This window comes from Salinisphaera sp. (assembly GCF_002729955.1).
In the GTDB taxonomy this organism is placed as follows: Bacteria; Pseudomonadota; Gammaproteobacteria; order Nevskiales; family Salinisphaeraceae; genus Salinisphaera.
Genome location: NZ_PBYA01000032.1, coordinates 69,996 through 94,875 on the forward strand (window position 1 = coordinate 69,996; position 24,880 = coordinate 94,875).

Here is a 24,880-nt window from a genome sequence, read left to right on the forward strand (position 1 = left end):
ACAGACGATGAATAACTATTTTGCCAATCTTTCCAGCCAAGCGCTTTCGCGAGCTACGGAGTCGACACTAAGCATTCTGGGTATAACCGATCCCGCTTTGCGCGCGCACTTGGGCGATATTATGAGCCGGGATCCCGGCAACGCTGGATCTTTTCTAGCTCCGCCCGTTTTCGAGCAGATGTTTGGCTGGGAGACCTCTCCACAAACCATGAACGACTTGGCGACCGACGGCAGCATGCTAAGCCGGGAAGTCGTTAATTCTCTGGACAACGCCGCCAATGGCAGATATCGATTCGGCGCGGATTGGCAGCCGTTCACCCACCAACTGGCCAGTTGGCGGTCGCTTCTGGAAAAAAAGCACTCGGTCATAGTGACCAGCGGCACCGGTTCGGGCAAGACAGAATGCTTTATGGTGCCGGTACTTGAAGATCTTCATCGCGAGTACGTCGCTCGCGGCAGACAGCCGCTAGAAGGTGTACGTGCACTGTTCTTGTATCCACTTAATGCGCTGATAAATTCCCAACGGGAGCGTCTGGATGCCTGGACACGGGGCTTCGGCAACGGTATCCGCTATTGCCTTTACAACGGTAATACCGAGGAAACCGCACGCAATCGGGCAGAACAGGCACAGCGGCCCAACGAGGTGCTGTCGCGCCAGCTGATGCGGGAGAAACCCGCGCCCATTCTGGTAACCAACGGCACCATGCTGGAATACATGATGGTGCGTCAGGTAGACGCCCCCATCGTACGAAAATCGCGAGCAGAAAAATCGCTGCGGTGGATTGTGCTCGACGAAGCCCATACCTATGTCGGTTCACAGGCGGCCGAACTGGCGTTACAGCTACGCCGGGTGATGACCAACTTTGGTGCCGAGCCGGAAAACATTCGCTTTGTGGCGACTTCCGCCACTATTGCCGGCGACCCCGACGCCACCCGACGTCTGAAACGATTCCTATCGGACTTGTCTGGCGTAGCCGTTGCCAATATCGACGTCTGGGACGGACAAAGAGTTACGCCAGAACTCCCGCCCTGCCGAAGCCGCACCATGTCGCTGGACGAACTGGAATCGATACCAGCGGATTCTCCCAAAGACCGCGAAGCGAGCAAGCTCCGCTACTACGCTTTGGTCCATAGTCCGGAAGCGCGCCGCCTGAGGGGGCTCGTGGTAGATGCCGAAAAGCCGTTGACGCTGACCGAGATTATTACACGCATGCACGGCAATAGCGGTTGCAAGCCCTCGCCTCAGGAAGCCTTGCGCTGGCTAGATGTCTGCTCCGGAACCCGTCCTGCATCTGACAAACCGGCGTTTTTGAAGCTCAGGGGGCACTTTTTTCAGCGTACTACCCATGGTTTGTGGGCATGTTTCGACGCCAACTGTTCAGCCAAGAGAGGTACTTCTCTGGAGAATGGCTGGCCTTTTGGCTATGTATACCCTACCCAGCGGCAGACTTGTACTTGTGGCAGCCCGGTATTTGAGCTGGCTTTTTGCCATGACTGCAATGAACCTCATTTACTCGCTCGGGATGCCTACGGCCGCCTGATGCAGTGGGAAGGCGTAAGCATCGACGAATTTTCGTTACAAGAGGAAACGCCGGCGGACGATGATCAAACTATCGCCGGTACCAAGGGAGACCATATCCAACCTCAATTGGCGCTGTGCCCCGCGGCCAACGCTGGCGAGAACTACCTTGCCCAGTGCTTTGATAAGCGCACTGGCTCCTTCGATTCGGGATCCGGTGACCATGTCCAGCTGGGACTAAGGGACTCCGACCCAGAGTGCAGCCGGCCTGGATGCGAATACAGGGGTTCGCACGGCCGCCAAACGTTCAGAAGGGCACTGTTGGGCGCCCCCTTCTATGTCAGTAGCGCGGTGCCAACCCTTCTTGAGCATTGTAAGGATTTCGAATCCTCGGATTACGGAAAGCAATCGCTCCCCGGGCGCGGGCGCCGACTGATCACCTTTACTGATAGTCGGCAAGGAACGGCCCGCATGTCGGTACGCATGCAGCAGGAAGCCGAACGTAGCCGCTTGCGCGGTCTGGTCGTGGAAATACTGAGCTGGCACCAGCGCCGGCACGCGCAGGAGGTTGAATGCTCTCCCGATCTAGATGCCGAAACGCTCCACGGGTTTATAGCCGATGCCCGAAAAAAAGCAGACCTATTCCGCAATCTTGGCTTACATACCCAAGCGAAGCGAGAGGAGCAGAGCATAGATGAATTCCGACAGAAGCTGAATACGGCAACCGGCAATAAGCCTCGCATCCCGCTCATATCGCTATCGTGGGGAGAAGTAGTTAACGAATTATCGAGCAAAGAGGACATCAGAAGCTCGATCTTGGATCACAACCGTTACTTGGATCCGGAAACTTTCGGACGAGACGCTGGGCCTCTTAAGCTTTCGGAATTGTTGTTGTTTCGAGAGTTCGCGCGCCGGCCGAAGCGACAGAATAGCCTCGAGACGTTGGGCCTCGTCAAGCTAGGTTATGCCGGCCTCGAACACATAGACCGCTCTCCCGAGCGTTGGGAACAAAACGGGTTGACGCTCGACGACTGGCGCAGCTTTCTTATCGTTGCGCTAGATTTCTATGTTCGAGAGAACACCTATGTACAAGCCGACCGGGACTGGACCCGGTGGGTAGGCGCACACTTTTCTCCCAAGACGCTGAGAACCCCCCTCTCCGAAGAGAAAGATGAGATTCGAATCAAACGCTGGCCGCAGATTCGAGGCGGCTATTACTCGCAACGGCTGATAAAACTCTTGCTGTTGGGCGCCAATCTGAGTCCGAGCGACACATCCCATGTCGATCTGGTGAACAGTTGGTTGCAGGCGGCGTGGAAGCAGTTGACTCAGACCACTTTCATTCTTAAACCCGACGGCAACCAATACTCTCTTCCTCTCCAGAACATACGATTCTCCCTGACCGCCAGGGCTGACGTCTGCCCGGTAACCAACAAACTGCTGACGACTAGTTTCAAAGGTCTGACCCCTTACCTTCCTGCGCACATTGATTTCTCGCGGTCGGTTGACGAACTACGTGAGCGCTACCGCACCCTTCCGGTCGAGATGCCCGAGATCTGGCGGTTTGACAACTCTCAAGAGGACTACGACACCGGACTCAGAAAGATCCGAGCCGAGGTCGGCCATGATCCGCTGATAGCCAGTTTGCGTGACGAAAACCTTTGGACAGACATCAGCGACCGAGCGATCGAAGGCGGTTTTTACTACCGCACTGCTGAACATTCCGCGCAACAGTCCGCAGGCCGTCTAGAGCAATATGAAAGTAAGTTCCAAAAGGGACAGGTCAATGTATTGAACTGTTCAACAACGATGGAAATGGGCGTCGATATCGGCGGTATTTCCGTGGTGGCCATGAATAATGTACCGCCCCACCCAGCGAACTACCTGCAACGCGCCGGGCGCGCCGGGCGCGGCAGCGAATCCAGGGCCATAGCCTATACGCTCTGCAAGAACAACCCGCACGATCAGCAGGTTTTTATGAGGCCGGAATGGCCATTTGAAACCGCGATACCGGCACCGGCTGTCGCATTGAATTCGGAGAAACTGGTGCAGCGTCATGTCAACTCGCTGCTGCTGTCGGATTATCTTTGCAACATCGTCGCCCCCACGCGCACCGAAAAAACGAAGCTGAACACGGCGTGGTTTTTTCATAACGAGGCTGGCCCGTCCCATTGTGATCAATTTATGGAACGTCTAGCACAGGCCGAGCTCAAGTGCCTCGACGAAACGCTCCATCGGCTAGTCAAGCGAACAGCTTTGGACGGCATCAAACCCCATCGATTACGGCAGTATTCCCTCGACGCTATCAAAAAGCTCCAGGAACGCTGGCAAGAAAGCTACCGTAATCTCAGCGCCCAAGAAGCCAGCGCCGAACCCAAGACGCCCTTCCGGAAGCGTCTGGAGATCGAAAAATCCCGGCACTGCCAAGAATATCTATTGCGCGACCTCGCGGCCCGAACATTTCTGCCGGGCTATGGGTTTCCTACGGACGTAGTCAATTTCGACAATTTCACAATCGAAGACTATCTCAGGGAAATGAGGGGCGAAAATAACGAGCGAGAAGATAATATCGCTCGCTACAAAGGCCTGCCCTCCCGCAACCTGGCGATTGCAATTCGCGAATACGCTCCAGGCGCCGAAATTGTTCTGGATGGGCGGGTTTTCACGTCGGCCGGGATTTCCCTACATTGGCATAATTTGTCAAGCGAGAGTAAGGAAGCCCAGAAGATGGATACCGCTTGGCGTTGCGACGTGTGCGGCCAAGTCGGCTACGAAGAAGGGCTTGGCCAGATGTCGGAGCTGACCTGCAGCAATAACCGATGTCAGAGTCTCATCAAACCGAACAATATTCGCAAGGTTTTACAACCGACCGGGTTTGTAACTGACGCCTATGCACCGATTTCCAATAACGTGCAGCGCCAGAAGTTCATCCCCGTCGAAACGCCTTGGGTTTTCGTCCGCGCCACGCCCGTCCCCTTACCCAATCCGGCTCTCGGCGACATGTCTTTTGCTCATGATGGGCGGGTTTTCCATTACAGCGCCGGGGAGAATGGCCAAGGTTATGCCCTATGTCTGGGTTGCGGACGTGCTGATTCTATGTCGCCGCAGGGTGAATACCCGCCGGGGTTGAGGCCAAGCCAGAATCACTTTCCACCCCGGCCCGGCAAGGAGGATAAGGACAGCAATAACCACCGTGTCGCCTGCCCCGAAAGCGGTAATGTAAGAGCCGGCATTTATTTAGGGACGATCTCGACAACCGATGTATTCGAACTGATTATCCGTAACCCCGAGACAGGCGAGTATCTTCTGGATTCCGATAAGGAATGCCAGCAGATCGCCCTGACCCTAGCCGTGGCCATGCGGGCAGCGTTAGCCGGGACTCTAGGCATATCTAGAGATGAGCTGGGTTACGCTACCCGTCCAAGTAAATTACCGGAAGGCCAAGCGGCTCTTGTCCTCCAACTATTCGATGTCGTGAGCGGCGGTGCGGGCTTTTCCAGTAGCGCGCCGGAACACGTGGAAGCGCTCTTACTTGGCATGGCGAAGCAGCTGGAATGTGAATTCTGCGAGACCAGCTGTAGCGAGTGTCTGCTTGACAGCCAGACACGCCATGATTTCAGCATGCTGAACCGCAAACTTGCGCTGCAATGGCTGGGCCAAAATTTTACGCGCCACGTAGCGTTGACCCGCGATGATCAACTCGGGTTGGAAGATGCGAGATACTGTCCAGGCAGCATGGAAATCGTGCTGCGACGGCTGATCAATCGCGGAGCGCATAAAGTCAGTCTGCGGGCCACGGGCGACGCTTCCGAGTGGGATTTGTTGGCGCCACAATTTAACAAGGCCATCCAGCAGTACTTGTTCAACGACGAACTCGAAATCGACTTGCTTCTGCCCGACCACATCGGAGACCAGGTGCTATTGCAAGACCTCGACCGCCTAAGGTCTTTAGGGGCCAGAATTGGCTTGGCCAATAAGCGCCTGCCTCAACCCGTTGCCGCCCAGGTTTTCCTCGATGGAAAGATCATCACGCTAGCCACTGGGGACACCCGGGCTACCGTGCCGGGAGAAAATTGGCACCAAGCAGGTGAGATTGTCGTATCGTCCGAATCCTGTCCGGCGTTCGAATTGCAACCATTCGATTTTCCAGATACCAATCTGGCTCCGGTGGCAATCATTCAGATCCGCGATGAGGCCAATGCGCCTTGGCGGAGATTCGGTAGCCGTTTTTGGAACGCAGTCATAGCACAATGCCCTGCTGCGTCCGAGTTGCTGAAAGATGCAGCGGTGAGCCGTATTTGGTATTCAGACCGTTACATCCAGAACCCAGCTGCGGTTGCAATCCTCGGTTCTATTCTGAGTTATTTTCGCGGGAGGTTGACGCCCGATGCACATATTGGTGTCCACACGCTATTCAAATCGGGGAAGTGGGCCGGACGAAAGACTTTCGAAGACTGGGCAGCGCAACAGGACTTCGAGCTTTTCCTCCATAGCTGGGTCAGCACTATTTTAGATAAACCCGTGGACGTGACCGTAGCAACCTCCAACAGGGATATTCCGCACCACCGCAAACTGGGCATTGAGTTTTCGAGCGGCAAAACATTGGAGTTAAGGCTGGATCAGGGCGTTGGCTACTGGCAGCTATGGTTTCGCAACCGCCGCGATGCGCTGTTTGATTTTGACCAAATCGTCGAACGGCAGCTGGTAGAGATGGGTGAGAAGCTCAAATACGCCGATGTCCAAAACTCAACAGATAAATGGCCAACCGATATATTTGCGGAGGTTCTTACCTCAAACCTGTATGGTGAGTAGCGGGCCCAGGTATCTTTCGCGATGTCTGCTTGGTCATCTGTACAATTTACGGCTCTAGCTCATTCGGCTGAATGATGTTACGCGTTACACCACGGTCATCGGCGATTACATCGCCGTGAATCTGACAGTGTGCTGCGCTCGCCGCGTCGATTTCTACCGCGCCAAAAAGCGGAATACGCGGCTTCCTCGGCCGCATGCGCGCCGCGCATCACCATCCATTCGTGGCTGCCACGAATAGCATGAAGAAACCTAGAGGCGCTCGCTTTAAGGGCCGTGGTCGGAGTGAGCGGTGTCACTTGCAGGTAGAAGCCCCGTAGGTCGCGCCGACGATGAGGTCTTGGCCCGCGGCGTTCGGTTTGAGTGACTGGACGAGAGCTCTCATTCTTTTAGCTCCGCTCCCTCGATAGACCCTGTAGCGGTAGCGATTATGGCCTCAGCATTGGGTTAGTTACTGATCCAGCCGGGGGTTTCTGCTACAACCTGCCCTATTGAAGGGCTAACAATGCGCAATATGCCGCATCTGCATTGCGACGTAGCGGACCGCACAGTTTGGTTCTCCAAAGGCGGTTGGCGAGGCACAACGAACGCCGATCACGAGACCGCCTATAACGTTCTCAATTCCGGCAGTCACATTTCTCGCCAGTGGCGCGTCAGCGCAACTTGCGCACGATTAAACGTTCGGCTCCGTCTGCAAACGCTCGCTGTTTCGTACGGTTGTCACAATCGCAATGAAAACCTTCGGCGACGACTGCACATCTGCAGTACATTCGCATTATCCAACAACCGCCTAGGAAATCCTATGGCAGCTTCGAAGACAGCGACGCTTACATTAAGGATCGATCCAGGCGTAAAGGAAGGCCCTGCGACGGCTAGCCGAGCAGGAACACCGCAGCCTCGCCAATATGGTTGAGGTCATGATCCGCGACTATTGCGCGGAGAGGCATCTCGCTGTCCCCCGAGCAACAAGCGGTGCTCCCCTCGAAAAATGACAGAGAGATGCAGTAGCGCAGTACTGCGAAACGCAATCAACTTCACCGTCAGAAGAACCAATCGACCTGCATGGCCATTAAGAAATCCCAGCTCTATTCCTCCCTCTGGGCCTCCTGCGATGAACTGCGCGGCGGCATGGACGCGTCGCAGTACAAGGACTATGTCCTGTTCATGCTGTTCATCAAGTACATCTCGGACAAGTACGCCGACTACGACGGCTTCGAGCCGCCGGTGGTCATCCCGAAGGGCGCCAGCTTCGCGGACATGGCCAAGCTCAAGGGGCAGAGCGACATCGGCGATAAGATAAACACCCAGATCATCCAGCCGCTGATCGACCACAACACGCGCCTAGCCCGTAGCGACTTCCCAGACTTCAACGACCCCAACAAACTTGGCGAAGGCAAGGCGATGATCGATCGCCTCACGAACCTGATCGGCATTTTCCAGAAGGCCGAGCTAAACTTCGCCAAGAACCGCGCCGACCACGATGACATCCTGGGCGATGCCTACGAATACCTGATGCGCCACTTCGCCTCGGAGTCCGGCAAGAGCAAGGGCCAGTTCTACACTCCGTCCGAGGTCAGCCGCGTGATCGCGCAGGTCATAGGCATCGCACCCGAGAACACCACCGCCCGCACCGCCGCGTACGATCCAACATGCGGTTCGGGCTCGCTGCTACTGAAAGTCGCGGCCGAGTCGGGCAACCCGATCACGCTGGAAGGCCAGGAGAAAGACGTGACCACGGCCGGTCTGGCCCGCATGAACATGATCCTGCACGACTTCCCCACCGCCACCATCGTGCAGGGCAACACCTTGGCCAATCCCAAGTTCAAGGATGGCGAAAGCCTGCGCACCTACGACTATGTGGTGGCCAATCCGCCGTTCTCCGACAAGGGCTGGAACGCCGGCATAACACCCACCGACGACCCCCACCAGCGCTTTGCCTGGGGTGCGCCGCCAGCCAAGCAAGGCGACTATGCCTACCTGCTGCACATCGTCCGCGCGCTGAAGAGCACCGGCAAGGGCGCGGTCATCCTGCCCCACGGCGTGTTGTTCCGCGGCCACGCGGAAGCGGCCATCCGCAAGCAGCTGGTGCGCTCGGGTTACCTCAAGGGCATCATCGGCCTGCCCGCCAACCTGTTCTACGGCACCGGCATCCCCGCCTGCATCCTGGTGCTGGACAAGGAGAACGCCCCCGCCCGCAAGGGCATCTTCATGATCGACGCCGCCCGGGGCTTCATCAAGGACGGCCCCAAGAACCGCCTGCGCGAGCAGGACATCCACCGTATCGTCGACACCTTCAAGAAGCAGGCCGACACGCCGCGCTATGCCCGCATGGTGCCCTTCGACGAGATCGCGGACCCGAAGAACGATTTCAACCTCAACCTGCCGCGCTACATCGACAGCAGCGAGCCCGAGGACCTCCACGACATCCACGCCCACCTCAACGGCGGCATCCCGCACCGGGACATCGACGGCGATGACACCGCCATCCCGCCCGTGCCGGGCCTTGCCCGCTACTGGGCCGTGCTGCCGTCGCTACGCCGCAGCCTGTTCCGCGACAACGGCCACCCCGGCTACGCCGACCTCGCCGTCGAGCCCGACCGAATCAAGCCCACCATCGTGGAGCACGACGAGTTCGCCGCCTTCCGCGCCGAAGTCACCGCCCGCTTCGCCAAATGGCAGACCGACAACAGGCCGCGGTTGAAGGACTTCGACCAGGGCGGCAAGCCCAAGGTGCTGGTCACCGACATCGGCGAGGCCCTGCTCGACACCTTTCGCTCCATCCCGTTGCTGGACCCCTACGACATCTACCAGCATCTGATGGACTACTGGGCCGAAACCCTGCAGGACGACGCCTACGAGATCGCCGCCGACGGCTGGGTGGCCGAAACCCGCCGCGTGCTCGAAGAGGTCAAGAGTGGGAAGAAGAAGGGTGAGATGAAGGACAAGGGCTGGACCTGCGACCTCATCCCCAAGTCCTACATCGTCATCCGATACTTCGCGGACGAGCAGGCCAAGCTGGACGACCTGCGCGCCCAACTGGATGCCGTGGCCGCCAGCCTGACCGAACTCGTCGAGGAACACGGCGGTGAAGAGGGCGTGCTCAAGGATGTCTCATCGAAAGGCGATGCCGAGGACGCCTTCACCCAGACCCTAGTCGCCGTCTGGAACGAGGACGACCCGGCCGCCTGCGGGCAGTACACCACCCTGATGGAACAGGCCGGCGAATACGCCGCCGAGCTGCGCAGCCTCACGGACCACAGCCACCTTTCCGCCCTCAAGAGTAGCAAAGGCAAGCTCACCCAGAAGTCTGTTAAGGACCGCCTGGCTGCCACCGGCGATACAGCCGAGCAGGCGACCCTGCAGCGCTATCTGGATGCGGATAGTCAGCAGAAACAGAACAAGAAAAAGGCCGACGGGTTGCTCGCGAAGGCCGAACAGCACTACCGCAGCCGTCTGGGCGAGACCCCACTACCGGAGGCCCTCACCGATCTCAACGCCACCGCCACCTATCTGGGCCTGCTCGACCGGCAAAGCAGACTCAAGAGCCAAGTCAAGGAGGCCGACGCCGTCCTCGACCAGCTCGCCTACGAGAAATACCCCCAGCTCGGCGAGGACGAGATCAAGACGCTGGTGGTGGACGACAAGTGGCTGGCGGCGCTGGATACGGCCGTGCAAGGCGAGTTGGAGCGCGTCTCCCAGACCCTCACCGGCCGCGTGCGGCAGCTGGCCGAGCGTTACGAGACGCCGTTGCCGCAGATCGTCAATCGTGTCGAAGAGCTATCGGCACGGGTAGATGAGCATCTGAAGAAGATGGGAGCGGTATGGGCGTGAGCCGAGACGTGATGGAAGTGCGGGATGCTTCGGCAGGCTATCCGCCACTGGTAGATATGCCATTAGTGCTAGAGGGCCACGTTGAACTAGGCGCGGTTACTCAGTGGTTGTCGGGTGGGACACCCAGTCGTTCGGTAGAAGCCTATTGGCAAGGAGAAATTCCTTGGATTAGCGCGTCAACTCTTCGGAAAGTGGAGGTCACGCAATCAGACCAGTGCGTTACACCCGAAGCTGTAGTAACTGGTAGCAAGATGGCGCCAATTGGTTCAACCCTTCTTTTGGTAAGAGGAAGCGCGTTACATAAAGAAATTCGAACTGGGATAGTCCGCACACCTGTTTGCTTCAACCAAGATGTAAAGGCCTTAATTCCGAGTAAGCAGCTATATCCAGAGTACCTTACATATTCACTTCTAGGCCGTGAAGGCGAATTATTGAAGCTTGTGAGTTCTGCTGGGAATACAGCAGGGGTTTTGGACACCAAACTTGTTCAATCCTTTCGGGTATGGCTCCCTAGTTTCGACGAACAACGCGCCATCGCCACCGCCCTGAGCGACGTGGATGCCCTGCTGGAGGAACTGGACCGCCTGATCGCCAAGAAGCGCGACCTCAAGCAGGCCGCCATGCAGCAACTCCTCACCGGCCAGACCCGCCTGCCGGGGTTTGAGGGGGAATGGGAACAGACCGTGCTTGATGAGCTGGTAACGTTCCTTTCTGGCGGGACTCCATCGAGGGGCAACGATACGTACTGGGCCGGTGACATCCCTTGGATCAGCGCAAGCAGCCTTAGAACTTTTCACATTTGGCGTTCCGAAAGCAACGTCACGGAAGATGCTGTGGTGGCAGGTAGTAGGATGGCTCCAATAGGGGCAACGCTGTTACTCGTGAGGGGCAGCGCCCTCCACAACGAAATTCTTGCTGGTTTAGTTAAAAAACAAGTTTGTTTCAATCAGGATGTTAAAGCGCTCGTACCGAAGAAACGGTTGCTCCCGAAGTTTCTTACGTTTCTGCTTCTCGGGAGAGCAAACGAATTATTGAACCTGGTGAGCTCCGCCGGGAATACCGCGGGTGTGCTGGACACGAAAATCCTCAAGGCATTTGACGTTCACCTCCCGAGCCTCCGAGAACAACAGGCTATCGCAGATGCATTGACGGATTTGGACGACGAACTGGAAGCCCTGGAGCAACGCCGCACCAAGACCGCCGCGCTTAAACAGGCCACGATGCAGGAGCTGTTAACTGGGAAAACGCGGCTGGTCGACCCCGCTGTGCAAGACCAGCCGGCGGAGAAGGCCCAGCCCAGTGGCCGCAAGGCAAACATCTATTTCATGCGAAGCGTGCTGGCTGCCGAAATCGTCGACCAGTTGCACGCGGAGCCGACCTTCGGGCACGTCAAGTTCGAGAAGATGCTGTTCCTCGTGGAGCATCTGTGTGACGTGGATACCGGCTCCACCTATCACCGCAAAGCCGCCGGCCCTTACGACAACCGGGCATTGCGCTCGATCGACAGCCAACTGCAGAAGCAGCAGTGGTTCGAAGCGCGCAAGGAAGACGGACGCTACCGCTACGTACCCCTGAACCGTCGGGGGAACCACAAGACGTACTTCGTTCGGTACTTCGCCGCGGTCAGTGACACGTTCGAGCAGGTGTTGGATAGTTTTCGGCACATGGACACCGAGCGATGCGAGATCGTGGCGACGCTTTTCGCCGCATGGCGCGACCTGCTACACGATCAGCCCACGGTGTCCGATGAAATGATCGTGCATGAGGTGTTGAACAATTGGCACGAATCCAAGCAGCGGATTCCCGAGGATCGCTGGCTGAAGGCCCTCGCCTGGATGCGCGAGCGGGGATTCGCTCCGGAGGGTCGACGGTATGAATGACCGCGGTCCACACCTATTGCGATGAGTCGTGTCGTCTTGAGCATGCCCGCCCGTCAGCGATGGCGCTGGCCGCAGTGCCCCGCTCTGCGTCCACGTGGCCGGCAAAAGCTCGAGGGCTGGCATTGAAGGGGGAGATCGAACCATGACGTTATCCGCTGCTCGCCCCGAGCGGGCGACCCAGGATCGAGTTGTGGAGCTGTTCACTCGACCGACAGATTCTGGTGGGTTGGACTACCGCTACCTGGGCGACCACAGGCGGCGCGAGAACAACCGCGCCATCGAACCGGAGATTCTACGCGCCAGCCTGTGGGACCGTGGCTATTCGGAGGCACATATATCGGCCGCTCTGCAGAAGCTGGAGGCCGCCGCCGATGTCACCGGCGTAACGCTGTATCAGGCCAATCTGCGTACCTACAACCTGCTGCGTTACCCGGTGAAGGTGCTGCTGACGCCCGGCGAACCGCATCGAGATGTGCACCTGATCGACTGGGAGCAGCCGGAGAACAATGACTTCGCGCTGGCCGAGGAAGTCACGCTTCGGGGTGCCCATGAACGGCGGCCCGATCTGGTGCTGTACCTCAATGGCATCGCGATCGCGGTCATCGAGTTGAAGCGCAGCTCGGTAGAGGTAGCGGACGGCGTGCGCCAGCTCATCACCAATCAAGAAGCGATCTTCAACCAGTCGTTCTTCAGCCCGGTGCAGGTCCTGTTCGCGGGCAGTGACTCCCAGGGGCTGCGCTATGGCACCACGGGAACGCCCGAACAGTTCTTCGTGCAGTGGAAGGACGAGGAAGGCTGTGCCGACCTGGCGCCCGGAATGCTGCTGGACAAGCCGCTGGCCCAGATGTGCGAAAAAGCGCGACTGCTGGATCTAATCCGCAACTGCATCATCTTCGATGCAGGGCAGAAAAAGGTGCCGCGGCCGCATCAGTACTTCGGCATCAAGGCCGCCCAGGCGCGTATCGAGCAACGCGAAGGCGGCGTGATTTGGCATACCCAGGGCAGCGGCAAGAGCATCCTGATGGTGCTACTGGCCAAGTGGCTGTTGGAGCATGATCCCGAAGCGCGCATCCTGGTGATCACGGACCGTGACGAGCTGGACAAGCAGATTGTCGGGGTTATGCGTAACGCCGGCGTTGTGGGCGAGGATGCCCCCTCGCCGCGAATCACTTCGCGGGCGCAGTTCGTGGAGACGCTGCGCGCCACGACACCCCGCCTGCTCTGCGCCCTGGTGCACAAGTTTGACCCGGGCGATCTGAATCACGAGCCGCCGCCGGTGAGTGGGCGCGTGTATGTGTTTGTGGACGAGTGCCACCGTACTCAGGGCGGTGCCATGAACCGCCAGATGAAGCGCTGGCTGGCGGATGCCATCTTCATCGGATTCACCGGCACGCCGCTGCTGCGCAAGGACAAGCAGACCACGCGGGAGGTCTTTGGCACCAACATCCACACCTACAAGTTCCCCGAGGCCGTGGCCGACGAGGTGGTACTCGACCTGAAGTACGAGGCCAGGGACGTGCCGCAGCGCTTGACCTCGCCGCAGGCCGTGGACGCCTGGTTCGAGCAGAAGACCAAGAACCTGAATAACTACCAGAAAGCCGTGCTGCGCAACCGCTGGGCCACTATGGAACAGCTGATGAGCGCCGCGGAGCGCAAGCAGCGCATCATCGCCGACATCATCGAGGACTTCAGCCTCAAGCCGCGGCTTAACAATAACCGCGGCACGGCCCTCCTGGTGGCGAACTCGATCTACGACGCCTGCCATTATTTCCGGCTGCTCCAGAACACATCGTTCGGCCCGTACTGCGGCCTAATTACCTCCTACGAGCCGAACGCCAATGCCATTAGCCGCCAGCCGGCCGATAGCGACGAGCGCTACAAGTTCGACACGTATACCCGGTACGTGCTCGCGGACGGCCAGACCACCGGCCAGTACGAGGACGAGATGAAGCGCCGCTTCATCGAGGAACCCACCAACTGCAAGCTGCTGATCGTGGTCAGCAAGTTGCTCACGGGCTTTGACGCGCCGTCGTGCACTTATATCTACCTCGACCACGAGCTGCGCGATCACAACCTATTCCAGGCGATTTGCCGCACCAACCGTTTGGACGGCGACGATAAGGACTACGGCCATATCGTCGACTTCAAAAAGATGTTCGGCGACGTACAGCAGGCCATCGCGGTCTACAGCTCCGACGAGCTGGATCAGGAGGATGGCGGAACCACCGGCAACAATATCGACCTGAAGAACTGGCTAGAGGAGGGGCGAAAGAAGCTGGACGCGGCGCGCGAGGGACTGAAGTATCTATGCGAGCCGGTGGCCTCACCCCAAGGCTTCGAGCAATACCTGCGCTACTTCTGCGGCAACCTGAATGATCCGGAAGCGCTAAACCGCACGGAGCCTCTACGCATTGCTTTCTATAAGGCCACGGCAGCCTTCGTGCGCGCCTTTGCGGGCATTGCCCAGAACCTGGATGACGCGGGGTACACCGCTGGCCAGATCACCGAATTGAACAACGAGGTGGCGTTCTTCAGCGACGTGCGCGCGGCTATCAAGCGGCATGCTGGCGAGGAGCTGGACATCAAGCCCTATGAAGCGGACATGCGCCATCTCATCAACACGTATATCCAGGCCGATCCCGCCGACGACCTTGGCACGGTGGACGACTATTCGTTAATCGAGCTCGTGGTAGAAACCGGCATCCACGACGCCATTGCACGCAAGCTCAACCAGAAGGGCAAGCTCAATCGGAATGCGGTGGCCGAGGGCATCGTCAACAACGTGCGCAAGACCATCATCCGCGACCAGCTTACCGACCCGCGCTTCTACGAGCAGATGTCCAAACTGCTGGAGGACCTAATCGCAGAGTGGCGCAGCGAAACGACGTCATATCAGGCCTTTCTCGAGCGGGCCGAGGCGCTTATCAAGCAAATGCATAGCGGCCAGAACGATAAGGATGTGCCTCCAGCCCTGGCGGACCGGCGGGAGGCGCTGGTGGTCTACAATAACCTGCCGAACATTCTCGCGGCTGGCGGCCAAGCTCAGGAAATCCGCGAATCAAACCCGGGCTATGCAGACCCGCTGATCAGTATCGCGCTCGAAATCGACCATGCCATGCGCGAGCAAGCGCCGGCTGGCTGGAACGGGGACCAAGCCAAGGAAAGCCAGGTTCTGAATGCGCTGTTCCCGATCATGAAGCGAAACCGAACCACGACCCGCGCCCTATTCGATCTGATCAAAAACCAAGCCGGCTACCAGTGACCGAGACCATCGAACTCGGCGAACTTTCGATCCAAGTCACGCGCAAGGCCGTCCGGAACGTGCACTTGTCTGTGCATCCGCCGGACGGTCGCGTAACTCTGACGGCGCCATCGAACACCCGCCTGGACGTCGCCCGTGCCTACGCCATCTCGAAGCTCGAATGGATCAGAGCACAGCAGTCGCAACTACGCGAGCAGCCACGCGAGACACCACGTCAGTTCGTACGGCGCGAAAGTCATTACGTTTGGGGCCGCCGTTACCTACTGGATGTGGAGGAACGCGACGCCGCCCCGGGTGTCCACCTAGACCATCGGCGCATCACGATCAACGTAAGGCCTGGAAGCTCAACCGCCAAGCGGGCCGAGGTAATGCACGCATGGCACAAGCGACTGCTGCACAAGGCCGTACCGCCGCTGATAGAACAGTGGCAGCCCAAGCTAGGCGTAACGGTTTCCCGGTACTATCTGCAGCGAATGAAGACTAAATGGGGCAGCTGCAACGAGCGCGCCAGCAACATCCGCCTGAACACCGAGCTTGTAAAAAAACCGAAGGACCTGCTCGAGTACGTCATCGTGCACGAGATGGCACACCTGCTCGAGCCCACGCACAACAGCCGATTCATCGAGCTACTTGATATCCACTATCCGTGTTGGCGTGAAGCACGATCTGAACTAAACGAATTACCGTTGACAGCGGAAGCTTGGCCGTAGGCTCACCGGTCCCAAAACTATTTGGACCGATAGCTATACGGTCTAGTGTTGCGAATAGCAGCATTCAACGTTTCCCATAACCTCTTACGGCAATTCGTAACCCAGTGAGCGATTATTTGGATATGAGATTAAGGCGTTTATGTGACTCAAACCATAAATCCCAATGCGCCAAGCTCGCGCTCCGTTGGTGACTCTAGCCTAAGAATCCGATCGTACGCCGCGATTCTCCGATAATAAAATCGGCTTCACATAAGTCGGGAATAAGGCGTTTGCGGGCTTGTGTCTGCAAAGCCGCCGCGCCCATGCCGTCTATCAAACGCTTACGTATGGCACGTGGGGGCATATCCGCTAAGCGGCCCATTACGTGGTCCGGTAGCCTTGATCGAAAGGCCGCCCTCCAACCCGGATTCTGAGCCAGGATCCCTGCATAAACCGATTGTGCAATCGCCTTCAAGTCTTCCGCACTTGGGCCGTCGACGGTAGCCACATCAAATCGCGAAAGAATCGGCTTGGGTATGGCGCCGAGATTATTGGATGTGGCAATCCAGATGACATGGGATGCGTCCATAGGCAAACCGACGTGCTCGTCGACGAATTCGCTGGCCGTTCTCGTTTCTAGCAATTGATAGAGCGGCCCATATCCATCGAATCGCGCGTCAGTCGAAAGTTTGTCGACCTCGTCGAGCAGGACGATCGGGTTCGCGCAGCGGCCACCTTGCAGGATCTCGTAAACACGCCCTGGCCGGCTGCCTTGCCAGCTTGGGCTGTTGCCGCCGAGCACGAAGCTTGCGGTAACTGAAGAGCAGTTGATCACAGCGAACTCGGTGTCGAGTACTTCGGCGAGCATCCGAGCGAAGAAGGTTTTGCCGATGCCCGGCGGGCCATCCAGTAGCAACGGCGGCCACTGAAGGACCGGGGGCAGAGCCAATCGGCAAAGCGCAAGCTGGCGTCGCAGACGATCGATGACCGGTGCGAAATTCGGTTGGCTTTCCACCATTCCATCTAGCTGGTCGAGCATCGAGGACTGCACCAGCGCGAGTGTACGGTCCGAACCACTCATACGGAGCCGGTTGAGTGTTTCGCGGCGGGCCGAACGACTATCCTCCGCTTCGAACGCCTCATGCGCCGCGTCCGTATCGAACACCTTGGCCAAGAGAGCGCGGCGACGGGCTGGCGGCTGTTCTCCTACACCTTTTTCATACTGCCAGAAATCGCTCATATGATTGCTCCCACCCAGTCTTGCGGAGAAACCACCGATTTGGGCGTGAGTCGGGCGAGCAGCTGGCCACGGTCTGTACTCGTATAGCGTTGCCAGCCTTCGGCACCTTGAAACGCGCGTTCACGCAGATCCTGTCCTGCGCTGAGCCGATCCATGGCCCTCACCAGATCTGTCATCAAATAAGGCGCGTGCGTATAACTGCGCGCCGGCGCAAGAATCGAACGAAGGGCTGCCGCGCCTTCGCCCCAGTGCGCATCAAGACACGCCAGCGCCGGAGCGAGCACCTCCAGGTTGAGCGCTTCTGGGTCTGTCCCTTGCAGCGGGCTCATACCCACGGTGCTACGCGCGTAGAGCCGTATCTTGCCGATGTCGTGAAACAACGCCCCCACCACGGCCAGTTCACATTCACGCGCGGGCGTGCTATGAAGCGCGGCGGCGGCTGCCGTCGTTTCTGCCACCTGCACACTATGGATTAGCAAGCCGCCATCATAAGCGTGGTGGTGGGCCCGACTGCCCGGCACGCACATGAAAGGCTCCGAGACCCGCTCGTCCGCGAACACGCTGCCGACGAACGCGCGCAGCGCCGAGTCGTTCAAGCCATCGAGCAGTCCTTGCAGGCGCGCGAACGCCGGACGGCCATTCTCGGGCACCCAGGCCAGCGGGATCAGCGACCATTCCGGCTGAGGCGTACCGTCGAGCCGCGTCAGGTCGCTGGCAAGCAGTTGTTTGCTGTCAGACGTGTCGACGATCACGCCGTCGAAACGGACCACGGGCACGCCAGCCCCAACCTCCGAGCGTACGACGTGATCTGGCTCGTTTATCAAACAGTCAGCCTCTCCCGTGGCATCTGCGATGCGTATCACCGTCTGCTGCACACTTGCGTCAGTAGCTAGGGCTGGTCCTACAGCGAGCACGCGGTAACAACCTTGAACTGGACGACCGACGCCCGCGGGCCAATTTTTGATGCGCGTCATGATCACTCCTCCGAATCCAGGCCACCGTTCATCGCGCCCGTCACGAACCGGTCGAATGCACTGCCATCTCGACGCGTGAGATTCGGCACGTAGCGCGAATAGACACGGAATAGCATCTCCGTGGTGGTGTGCCCCATCTGCCGCGCGATCCATTCGGGGTTCTCCCCTGCGGCGAGCCAGAGTGTGGCTGCGGTGTGGCGACAGTGATACGGACGCCTCGGTGCGAGCTTCAGATATCTCAATAGCGGATACCAGACACGCTGCGTCACATTGGTCGTATCCAGCGGCGTGCCATCTCGCGTGACAAAGACATACTCGCCGTCGCCGGTGACCTTGTGCTGGGCCTGTAGCGCGTCGTATACGATGGACGACATGGCGATCTCTCGCTGGGAGCCATCGGTCTTCGTGTAATCAATCACGCCCTTATCAATCGTTTCTCTCACGAGTATCTGGCGTGCCTCCCAATCGACGCGTGACCATTTCAGGCCATGCAGCTCGCCTGTACGCATCCCCGTAAAGAACCGAAGCGTGTAGTACTGCTTGTAGTCGCTACGGACCGTGTCGAGGATCAGACGGACCTCCTCGAGTGAGAACGGCTGGATATCTTTCCGGCGCAGCCGCAGTCGCTTGATATTCCGAACGGGATTCTGGAACTCGAAGCGGTCAGCTGCCTCCGTCATGATCATGTTCAGGATGCCCATCAGGTTGTTGATGGTCTTTGGCGACAGCGTTTCGTTCCCCGAGCGGCCCGCGCACTGGGCGACTTCGGCTCTGAAGGCCAGCACCTCGGCTTTAGTGATTTCGCCGATCGGCCGGTCACCAAACGCGGGAAGCAGATGGCGATTCAGTACAGCCCGGTTGCCTAGAATTGTATTGCGGCGCCAGCGTATTTCGTTCTCGCGCCACCAAGTATCGACAAAGTCTCGAAACGTAGGTGTCGCAGCTGTAGCCAAAGGGCTTGAGGACGACACCTCGTCGCCATCAAAACGCACTGCCCGCCTGCTATCAGGGAAATATTTCCGATACTCAAAGGCACCGAGAGTAATTTCCGCATCCATCTTTTCGGCAACCGACTTCATTCGCTTCCTATTCGCTTTCGTATCGTCGAGCGCGGTGTACTCACGACACCGAATGCCTCGATACTTGAAGTCGAAAAAGAGCTTGCCGCTGTCTTCTCGGCATCGGATGTTAACCATTGCACACACCCCCGCCAGCCATCGGAATACCGGCGAACGCCATCGTCTTTGGCGGAGCGCTTTTAGCCGATGCGTCAGAAGCTGAAGAGGACGTAGGAGCACTTATCGGCGCTGAGTCAGCTCGAACTGCGGGCTGCCTCATGTCCCGCTCTATCGTTTCCCAGATATACAAGATTTTTCGACCGCCGAACGGTCGAAAGTAATGCTTGCCCTCGATTAATACCGAATCCTTCAGCCGGTCGCGGATTGTGCGAACGTCGTAATGAATTCGCTCGGCCAAGGCTTCCGTCGTTAAGTACGTGTAGTTCATAATATGCTCCATCGGTTGATTCTAGACATCTTGCGTCGCGTTAACGCGACGACTGATGTCTATATTAGTCGACCGGTGTAGCTTGTCAATACTTTTCGTCGCGTTTGCGCGACGTATGGAGCGTTAACTGTGATCCGCTTTAAGGTGAAAGAACTCCTCGCCGAAAAGGAATTCCAAGAGTCCAGAGTTATCACGCTCGCGGAAGTAGCGAAGGAGGCTGGTATTCATCGCGCAACTCTTTCGAAGATCACGAACGAGCGCGGCTACAACACGGGCACCGATAATGTAGACCGCTTGTGCGCTTATTTTGGATGCGAAGTGCAAGACCTGATGCACCGCGTGCCTGAGTAGGCGGCCTGAGAGGATTAGCAGAGGCCCAAGGCCTCACTGTCGTTATTGTATTTCGTCGCACGCAATCGCGGCTCAGCGTGGCCCCAGCTTGGCCCGCATAAGGCCCGGAGTGCTAGAAGCGCCGGCAACATATCTAGCGAGTCGACAAGTCGAAGCCCGTCGTTGACTCAGTTCACGGCACTAACGCGATGATATTGCGCAAAAAAAAGACCAGTAGCAATCAACTACTGGTCTTTCAGTATGGCGGGCCCGGGAAGATTCGAACTCCCGACCTTGCGGTTCGTAGCCGCACGCTCTATCCAACTGAGCTACGGGCCCTTGACTGGTTGTCATGGCGGAGAGGGAGGGATTCGAACCCTCGAAGGGGCTATAAACCCCTTACTCCCTTAGCAGGGGAGCGCCTTCAGCCACTCGGCCACCTCTCCAAAAATCGTTGTCCTGCGAAACGCAATCGCCGTTCTTAAGCCGTTTGCGTCGACTGTTTCGACAAACCGACTCACCGGAGTAGCGGCCTTGCGAAAACGAACTCTCATTCGTTCAAGGCCGCGAATAATACCCGGCTAAGCCTTGCGGGTAAACCCCTTATGCCACTTCATTTGCGATCGATCGTCGATTCGTCGTCCTCGAACGACTCGTCAACGCTTTCCACCCGCACGTCGCGCGGCGCTTCGACGGCGATACGCACGCGTTCGCCATCGGTATCCAGCACCCTCACCTCGATCTCGTCGCCGATCTGCAGGCGCTCACCGGCGCGGCGTTCGAAGATCAGCACGGGTCCTATCTAGCCCTGTTCCGCGCTCGGCGTGAGCTCGCTTTCGACCTTCTTCGGCTCTTCGTCGAGCTCGAATTCGTCGTGCAGCGCGCGCACGGCCAGTTCCAGGTACTTGGTCTCGATCACGATGGAGATCTTGATCTCGGTGGTCGAGATCATGCGCAGGTTGATGTTCTCGCTGGCCAGGGCCTTGAACATGCGCGCAGCGACGTTTGCGTGCGAGCGCATGCCCACACCCACCAGCGACACCTTGGCAATGCCGGACTGGCCCGAGACTTCGCGCGCGCCCAGATCCTTGGCCGCTTTTTCGAGCAGTTCCTTGGCCGCATCGAAATCGCGGGTATGCACGGTGAAGGTGAAGTCGGTGAGCGTGTAGTCGCTGGACGAGTCGCCCGAGACGTTCTGCAGGATCATGTCGACTTCGATATTGGCCTCGCCGATCGGGCCGAGCAGCGCATAGGCGATGCCGGGCTTGTCGGGCACGCCGAGCACGGTGAGCTGGGCTTCGTCCTGGGTAAAGGCGATGCCGGAGATGATCGGTTCTTCCACTTGTTTCTCCAATGTAATGAGCGTGCCGGGGCCGTCGTCGAAGGTAGACAGCACACGCAGCGGGACGCCGTATTTACCGGCGAACTCGACCGCGCGAATCTGGAGCACCTTGGAACCCAGACTGGCCATTTCCAGCATTTCTTCGAACGTGATCTGCTCTAGGCGGCGCGCGCCGGAGACCACGCGCGGATCGGTGGTGTAGACCCCGTCCACGTCGGTATAGATCTGGCATTCGTCGGCGCCAAGCGCCGCGGCGAGCGCGACCGCGGTGGTATCCGAGCCGCCGCGACCGAGGGTCGAGATTTCGTTGGCCTCGGTAATCCCCTGGAAACCGGCGACCACTGCCACATCGCCTTCGTCGAGCGCGCTGCGCAGATTGGCCGGTTCGATCTTCTGGATCCGCGCCTTGGAATGCGAGTCGTCCGAGACGATCGGCACCTGCCAGCCGGTGAACGAGCGCGCCGATACGCCGGTATGGCGCAGGGCCATCGACAGCAGCGAGATGGTGACCTGCTCACCGGTGGAGAGCAGCACATCCATTTCGCGCGGGACCGGACGGCCCTCCAGTTCCTCGGCCAATCCCTGCAGGCGATCGGTTTCGCCGCCCATCGCCGACACCACGACCACAACCTGGTCGCCGTTGTCGCGATAGCCTTTGATCTTCTGGGCGATGCGCTTGATCTTGTCGACGGTGCCGACGGACGAGCCGCCGTATTTCTGGACAATCAGTGCCATGGAATATCGCTTTCCTTGTCGGGCGCTGGGTCGCGCCGGTCATGAGTTCTGATAGGGCTAAGCTTACCCGAGTCGCTGCTCAATCCAACCGTAAACGCTTTCCAGCGCTTCATCGAGCTTGCTCGCATCGCTGCCGCCTGCCTGGGCCATATCGGGCCGGCCGCCCCCCTTGCCGCCGACCTGTTCGGCCACGAAGTTGACCAGATCGCCGGCCGGCAGCGCCTTGCTCTGGCTCTTGGCCACGCCGGCAATCAGCGCCACCTTGCCGTCGCTGGCCGCACCCAGCACGATCACGCCGTCGTCGAGCTTGTTCTTGAGCGCGTCGACGGTATCGCGCAGTACCTTGCGGTCGGCGCCATCCATGCGCCGGACCACCACCTGGGCGCCGCCGATATCGCGGGCGGCGTCGGCCAGATCGTCGCCCTGGCTGGCGGCAAGCTTCTGGTTGGCCTGGTCGAGCTGTTTTTCCAGCCCCGCCACGCGTTCGAGCATGCGATCGAGCTTGTCCTCGAGTTCCGACGGCGCGGCCTTGAGCCGGGAGGCCACACGGATTTCGCGGGCCATCGTGTCCTGAACCCACTTGAGCGCGTGTGCGCCGGTCACCGCCTCCAGGCGCCGCACCCCGGCGGCCACGCCCCGCTCTTCGGTGATCTTGACCAGGCCGATCGCGCCGCTGGCCGGCACGTGGGTCCCGCCACACAGCTCCACCGAATAATCGCCAAAGCGTACGACACGGACTTCGTCGCCGTATTTTTCGCCGAAGAAGGCCAACGCGCCTTCCGCGATCGCCTCGTCGTAGCTGCGGGTATAGAACTCGCCCTGAATATTCTCGCGCACGCGGGCATTCACCTGCGCTTCGATATCGGCCAGGGTTTCCGGGGTCACCGACTCGAAATGGGCGAAGTCGAAACGCAGCCGTTCGGGGGCCACCATCGAACCCTTCTGGCGTACGTGCGTACCCAGGGTTTCGCGCAGTGCCGCATGCAACAGATGCGTGGCGGTATGGTTGAGTTCGATGGCCTGACGGCGACCGGTATCGACCTCGGTCTCAACCGCCATGCCGGCAGCGAATTCACCGGATTCGACCTGCCCGAAGTGCAGGAACACACCGTTTTGTTTCTGGGTATCGGTCACCACAAAGCGTGCGCCGTCGGCATCGATCACGCCGTGATCGCCCAGCTGCCCGCCGGATTCACCGTAGAACGGGGTGCGATCGAGTACGACCACGCCCTCGTCGCCTGCGCCCAGTCGATCCACCGGCTGTTCGTTCTGCACGAGGCTGACCACCTGTGCACGGCCGCGGGTTTCGGTATAGCCGATGAACTCGGTGGGCGACTGCACGTCGATCTTCGCGTGGTAGTCGGCACCGAACTGGCTGGCTGCCCGTGCGCGCTCGCGCTGGGCCGACATTTCGGCATCGAAGCCGCGCGTGTCCAGGGTCAGACCGCGCTCGCGGGCGACGTCGTTGGTGAGATCGACCGGGAAACCGTAGGTGTCGTAGAGCTTGAACACCGTCTCGCCGGGAATCTCGGTACCACTCATGGCACCGATCGCATCCTCGAGAATGCGCAGTCCCTGGGCGAGCGTGAGCGCGAAGCGCTGTTCTTCCTGCTCGACCACGCGCTCGATCTGGGCCTTCGATTCGGCCAGTTCGGGGAAGGCCTCGCCCATGAGTTCGACCAGCGGGCCGACCAGCTTGTAGAAGAACGTATCCGTCGCACCCAGCTTGTGGCCGTGGCGAATCGCGCGCCGCATGATCCGGCGCAGCACGTAGCCGCGCCCTTCGTTGGAAGGCATCACCCCGTCGGTGATGAGAAAGGCGGTGGCACGGATATGGTCGGCCACCACCTTGAGCGAGGACTGCTGGGCCGGCGCGGCCTTGGTCGCATCCACACCGACCGCGTCCGACGCGGCCTTGATCAGCGTCTGGAAGACGTCGATGCCGTAGTTGTCGTGGGTGCCCTGCATGACCGCGGCGATGCGCTCCAGGCCCATGCCGGTATCGATCGACGGGCTGGGCAGGTCGACCATGGTGCCGTCGGGCTGGCGGTCGTACTGCATGAAGACCAGATTCCAGATCTCAACGAAGCGGTCGCCGTCCTCTTCCGGCGTGCCGGGGGGGCCGCCGGCGATATGCTCGCCGTGGTCGTAGAAGATTTCCGAGCAGGGGCCGCAGGGGCCGGTATCGCCCATCTGCCAGAAGTTGTCCTTGGCGCCGATGCGCGAGAACGTGGACTCGGACACGCCGATTTCGTCGAGCCAGATTCGCGCAGCTTCTTCGTCTTCCTCGTAGACCGTGACCCAGAGTTTTTCCTTGGGCAGGCCGAGTTCCCCGGTAAGAAATTCCCACGCGAAATGAATGGCTTCGCGCTTGAAGTAGTCCCCGAAGCTGAAGTTGCCCAGCATTTCGAAGAAGGTGTGATGACGCGCGGTATAGCCGACGTTTTCCAGATCGTTGTGCTTGCCGCCGGCGCGCACACAGCGCTGCGACGATACCGCACGACTGTAGTCGCGCTTGTCGCGACCCAGGAATACGTCCTTGAACGGCACCATGCCGGCATTGGTAAACAGCAGCGTCGGATCGGAGGCCGGAACGAGGCTGCTGGAGGCGACGAATCGATGCTTGTGCCGTTCGAAATATTCGACGAAACGCGCACGCAACGCGTTGGTGGACATCATGGGCAGGCGCCTCTTACGAAATCAGCGGGAAGCAAATAGCGCGCTAGTTTAACAGAGCCTTTCGGCCTGCCCTACCACTGAACG

General features: G+C 59.0%; 12 protein-coding genes, 2 tRNA genes and 1 pseudogene. 7 read left to right on the plus strand and 8 right to left on the minus strand.

The genetic code is table 11. The features are described 5' to 3' along the window. The first annotated feature begins 7 nt into the window (after positions 1–7). The 6 genes and pseudogenes from CMN27_RS09435 (at position 8) to CMN27_RS09455 (ending at position 16,011) form a co-directional block, all read left to right on the plus strand. The gene (locus tag CMN27_RS09435; RefSeq protein ID WP_293625866.1) at positions 8–6,331 is read left to right on the plus strand and encodes a DEAD/DEAH box helicase; all 6,324 of its coding nucleotides are present in this window, start codon (positions 8–10) and stop codon (positions 6,329–6,331) included. 799 nt (positions 6,332–7,130) lie between these two features. Beyond that, positions 7,131–7,320 (plus strand): annotated as a pseudogene (locus CMN27_RS17440) (ribbon-helix-helix protein, CopG family). A gap of 70 nt (positions 7,321–7,390) precedes the next feature. Then, positions 7,391–10,159 carry an N-6 DNA methylase gene (locus CMN27_RS09440; protein ID WP_293625868.1) on the plus strand — a complete coding sequence of 923 codons (2,769 nt, stop codon included), beginning with the start codon at positions 7,391–7,393 and terminating at the stop codon, positions 10,157–10,159. Between the two features lie 56 nt (positions 10,160–10,215). Further along, on the plus strand, positions 10,216–12,039 hold the full coding sequence (locus CMN27_RS09445; RefSeq protein ID WP_293626049.1) for a restriction endonuclease subunit S: 1,824 nt from the start codon (positions 10,216–10,218) through the stop codon (positions 12,037–12,039). Between the two features lie 142 nt (positions 12,040–12,181). Continuing rightward, the gene (locus CMN27_RS09450; RefSeq protein ID WP_293625870.1) at positions 12,182–15,301 is read left to right on the plus strand and encodes a type I restriction endonuclease subunit R; all 3,120 of its coding nucleotides are present in this window, start codon (positions 12,182–12,184) and stop codon (positions 15,299–15,301) included. Beyond that, the gene (locus CMN27_RS09455) at positions 15,298–16,011 is read left to right on the plus strand and encodes a SprT family zinc-dependent metalloprotease (RefSeq protein ID WP_293625872.1); all 714 of its coding nucleotides are present in this window, start codon (positions 15,298–15,300) and stop codon (positions 16,009–16,011) included. Before CMN27_RS09450 ends, CMN27_RS09455 begins: the two co-directional genes overlap by 4 nt. Before the next feature lie 193 nt (positions 16,012–16,204). Here the strand turns inward: CMN27_RS09455 and CMN27_RS09460 are convergent, their stop codons facing one another. From CMN27_RS09460 to CMN27_RS09470, 3 genes are read right to left on the minus strand one after another with little or no spacing between them, the layout of a single operon-like run. Then, positions 16,205–17,230, minus strand: coding sequence for an AAA family ATPase (locus CMN27_RS09460; protein ID WP_293625874.1), 1,026 nt, complete (start codon positions 17,228–17,230; stop codon positions 16,205–16,207). Then, positions 17,227–18,204 carry a TraI domain-containing protein gene (locus CMN27_RS09465; protein ID WP_293625876.1) on the minus strand — a complete coding sequence of 326 codons (978 nt, stop codon included), beginning with the start codon at positions 18,202–18,204 and terminating at the stop codon, positions 17,227–17,229. Before CMN27_RS09465 ends, CMN27_RS09460 begins: the two co-directional genes overlap by 4 nt. A 2-nt stretch (positions 18,205–18,206) precedes the next feature. Then, positions 18,207–19,400, minus strand: a complete 1,194-nt coding sequence (locus CMN27_RS09470; protein ID WP_293625878.1) for a site-specific integrase — start codon at positions 19,398–19,400, stop codon at positions 18,207–18,209. A gap of 439 nt (positions 19,401–19,839) precedes the next feature. Between CMN27_RS09470 and CMN27_RS09475 the strand changes: the two genes are divergently transcribed. Then, complete coding sequence (locus tag CMN27_RS09475) at positions 19,840–20,061, plus strand: helix-turn-helix transcriptional regulator (protein WP_293625880.1); 222 nt, start codon at positions 19,840–19,842, stop codon at positions 20,059–20,061. Positions 20,062–20,302: 241 nt separating this feature from the next. On the opposite strand, the gene CMN27_RS09480 is transcribed toward CMN27_RS09475, so the two are convergent. The 5 genes from CMN27_RS09480 to alaS form a co-directional block, all read right to left on the minus strand. Further along, positions 20,303–20,379: transfer RNA gene (locus CMN27_RS09480), tRNA-Arg, on the minus strand. A gap of 14 nt (positions 20,380–20,393) precedes the next feature. After that, positions 20,394–20,486: transfer RNA gene (locus CMN27_RS09485), tRNA-Ser, on the minus strand. Between the two features lie 167 nt (positions 20,487–20,653). Next, on the minus strand, positions 20,654–20,833 hold the full coding sequence (locus CMN27_RS09490; RefSeq protein ID WP_293625882.1) for a carbon storage regulator: 180 nt from the start codon (positions 20,831–20,833) through the stop codon (positions 20,654–20,656). 9 nt (positions 20,834–20,842) lie between these two features. Next, positions 20,843–22,117, minus strand: coding sequence for an aspartate kinase (locus CMN27_RS09495; protein ID WP_293625884.1), 1,275 nt, complete (start codon positions 22,115–22,117; stop codon positions 20,843–20,845). 63 nt (positions 22,118–22,180) lie between these two features. Further along, positions 22,181–24,793, minus strand: a complete 2,613-nt coding sequence (alaS, locus tag CMN27_RS09500; RefSeq protein ID WP_366515439.1) for an alanine--tRNA ligase — start codon at positions 24,791–24,793, stop codon at positions 22,181–22,183. Between the last annotated feature and the right edge of the window lie 87 nt (positions 24,794–24,880).

Excerpts from the sequence above, each read along its gene's own strand:
- CMN27_RS09440 (WP_293625868.1), top strand. The coding sequence starts at position 7,391 with ATGGCCATTAAGAAATCCCAGCTCTATTCCTCCCTCTGGGCCTCCTGC.
- CMN27_RS09470 (WP_293625878.1), bottom strand. The coding sequence starts at position 19,400 with ATGGTTAACATCCGATGCCGAGAAGACAGCGGCAAGCTCTTTTTCGAC.
- alaS (WP_366515439.1), bottom strand. The coding sequence starts at position 24,793 with ATGTCCACCAACGCGTTGCGTGCGCGTTTCGTCGAATATTTCGAACGG.
- CMN27_RS09495 (WP_293625884.1), bottom strand. The coding sequence starts at position 22,117 with ATGGCACTGATTGTCCAGAAATACGGCGGCTCGTCCGTCGGCACCGTC.
- CMN27_RS09435 (WP_293625866.1), top strand. The coding sequence starts at position 8 with ATGAATAACTATTTTGCCAATCTTTCCAGCCAAGCGCTTTCGCGAGCT.
- CMN27_RS09445 (WP_293626049.1), top strand. The coding sequence starts at position 10,216 with ATGCCATTAGTGCTAGAGGGCCACGTTGAACTAGGCGCGGTTACTCAG.
- CMN27_RS09460 (WP_293625874.1), bottom strand. The coding sequence starts at position 17,230 with ATGAGCGATTTCTGGCAGTATGAAAAAGGTGTAGGAGAACAGCCGCCA.
- CMN27_RS09450 (WP_293625870.1), top strand. The coding sequence starts at position 12,182 with ATGACGTTATCCGCTGCTCGCCCCGAGCGGGCGACCCAGGATCGAGTT.
- CMN27_RS09465 (WP_293625876.1), bottom strand. The coding sequence starts at position 18,204 with ATGACGCGCATCAAAAATTGGCCCGCGGGCGTCGGTCGTCCAGTTCAA.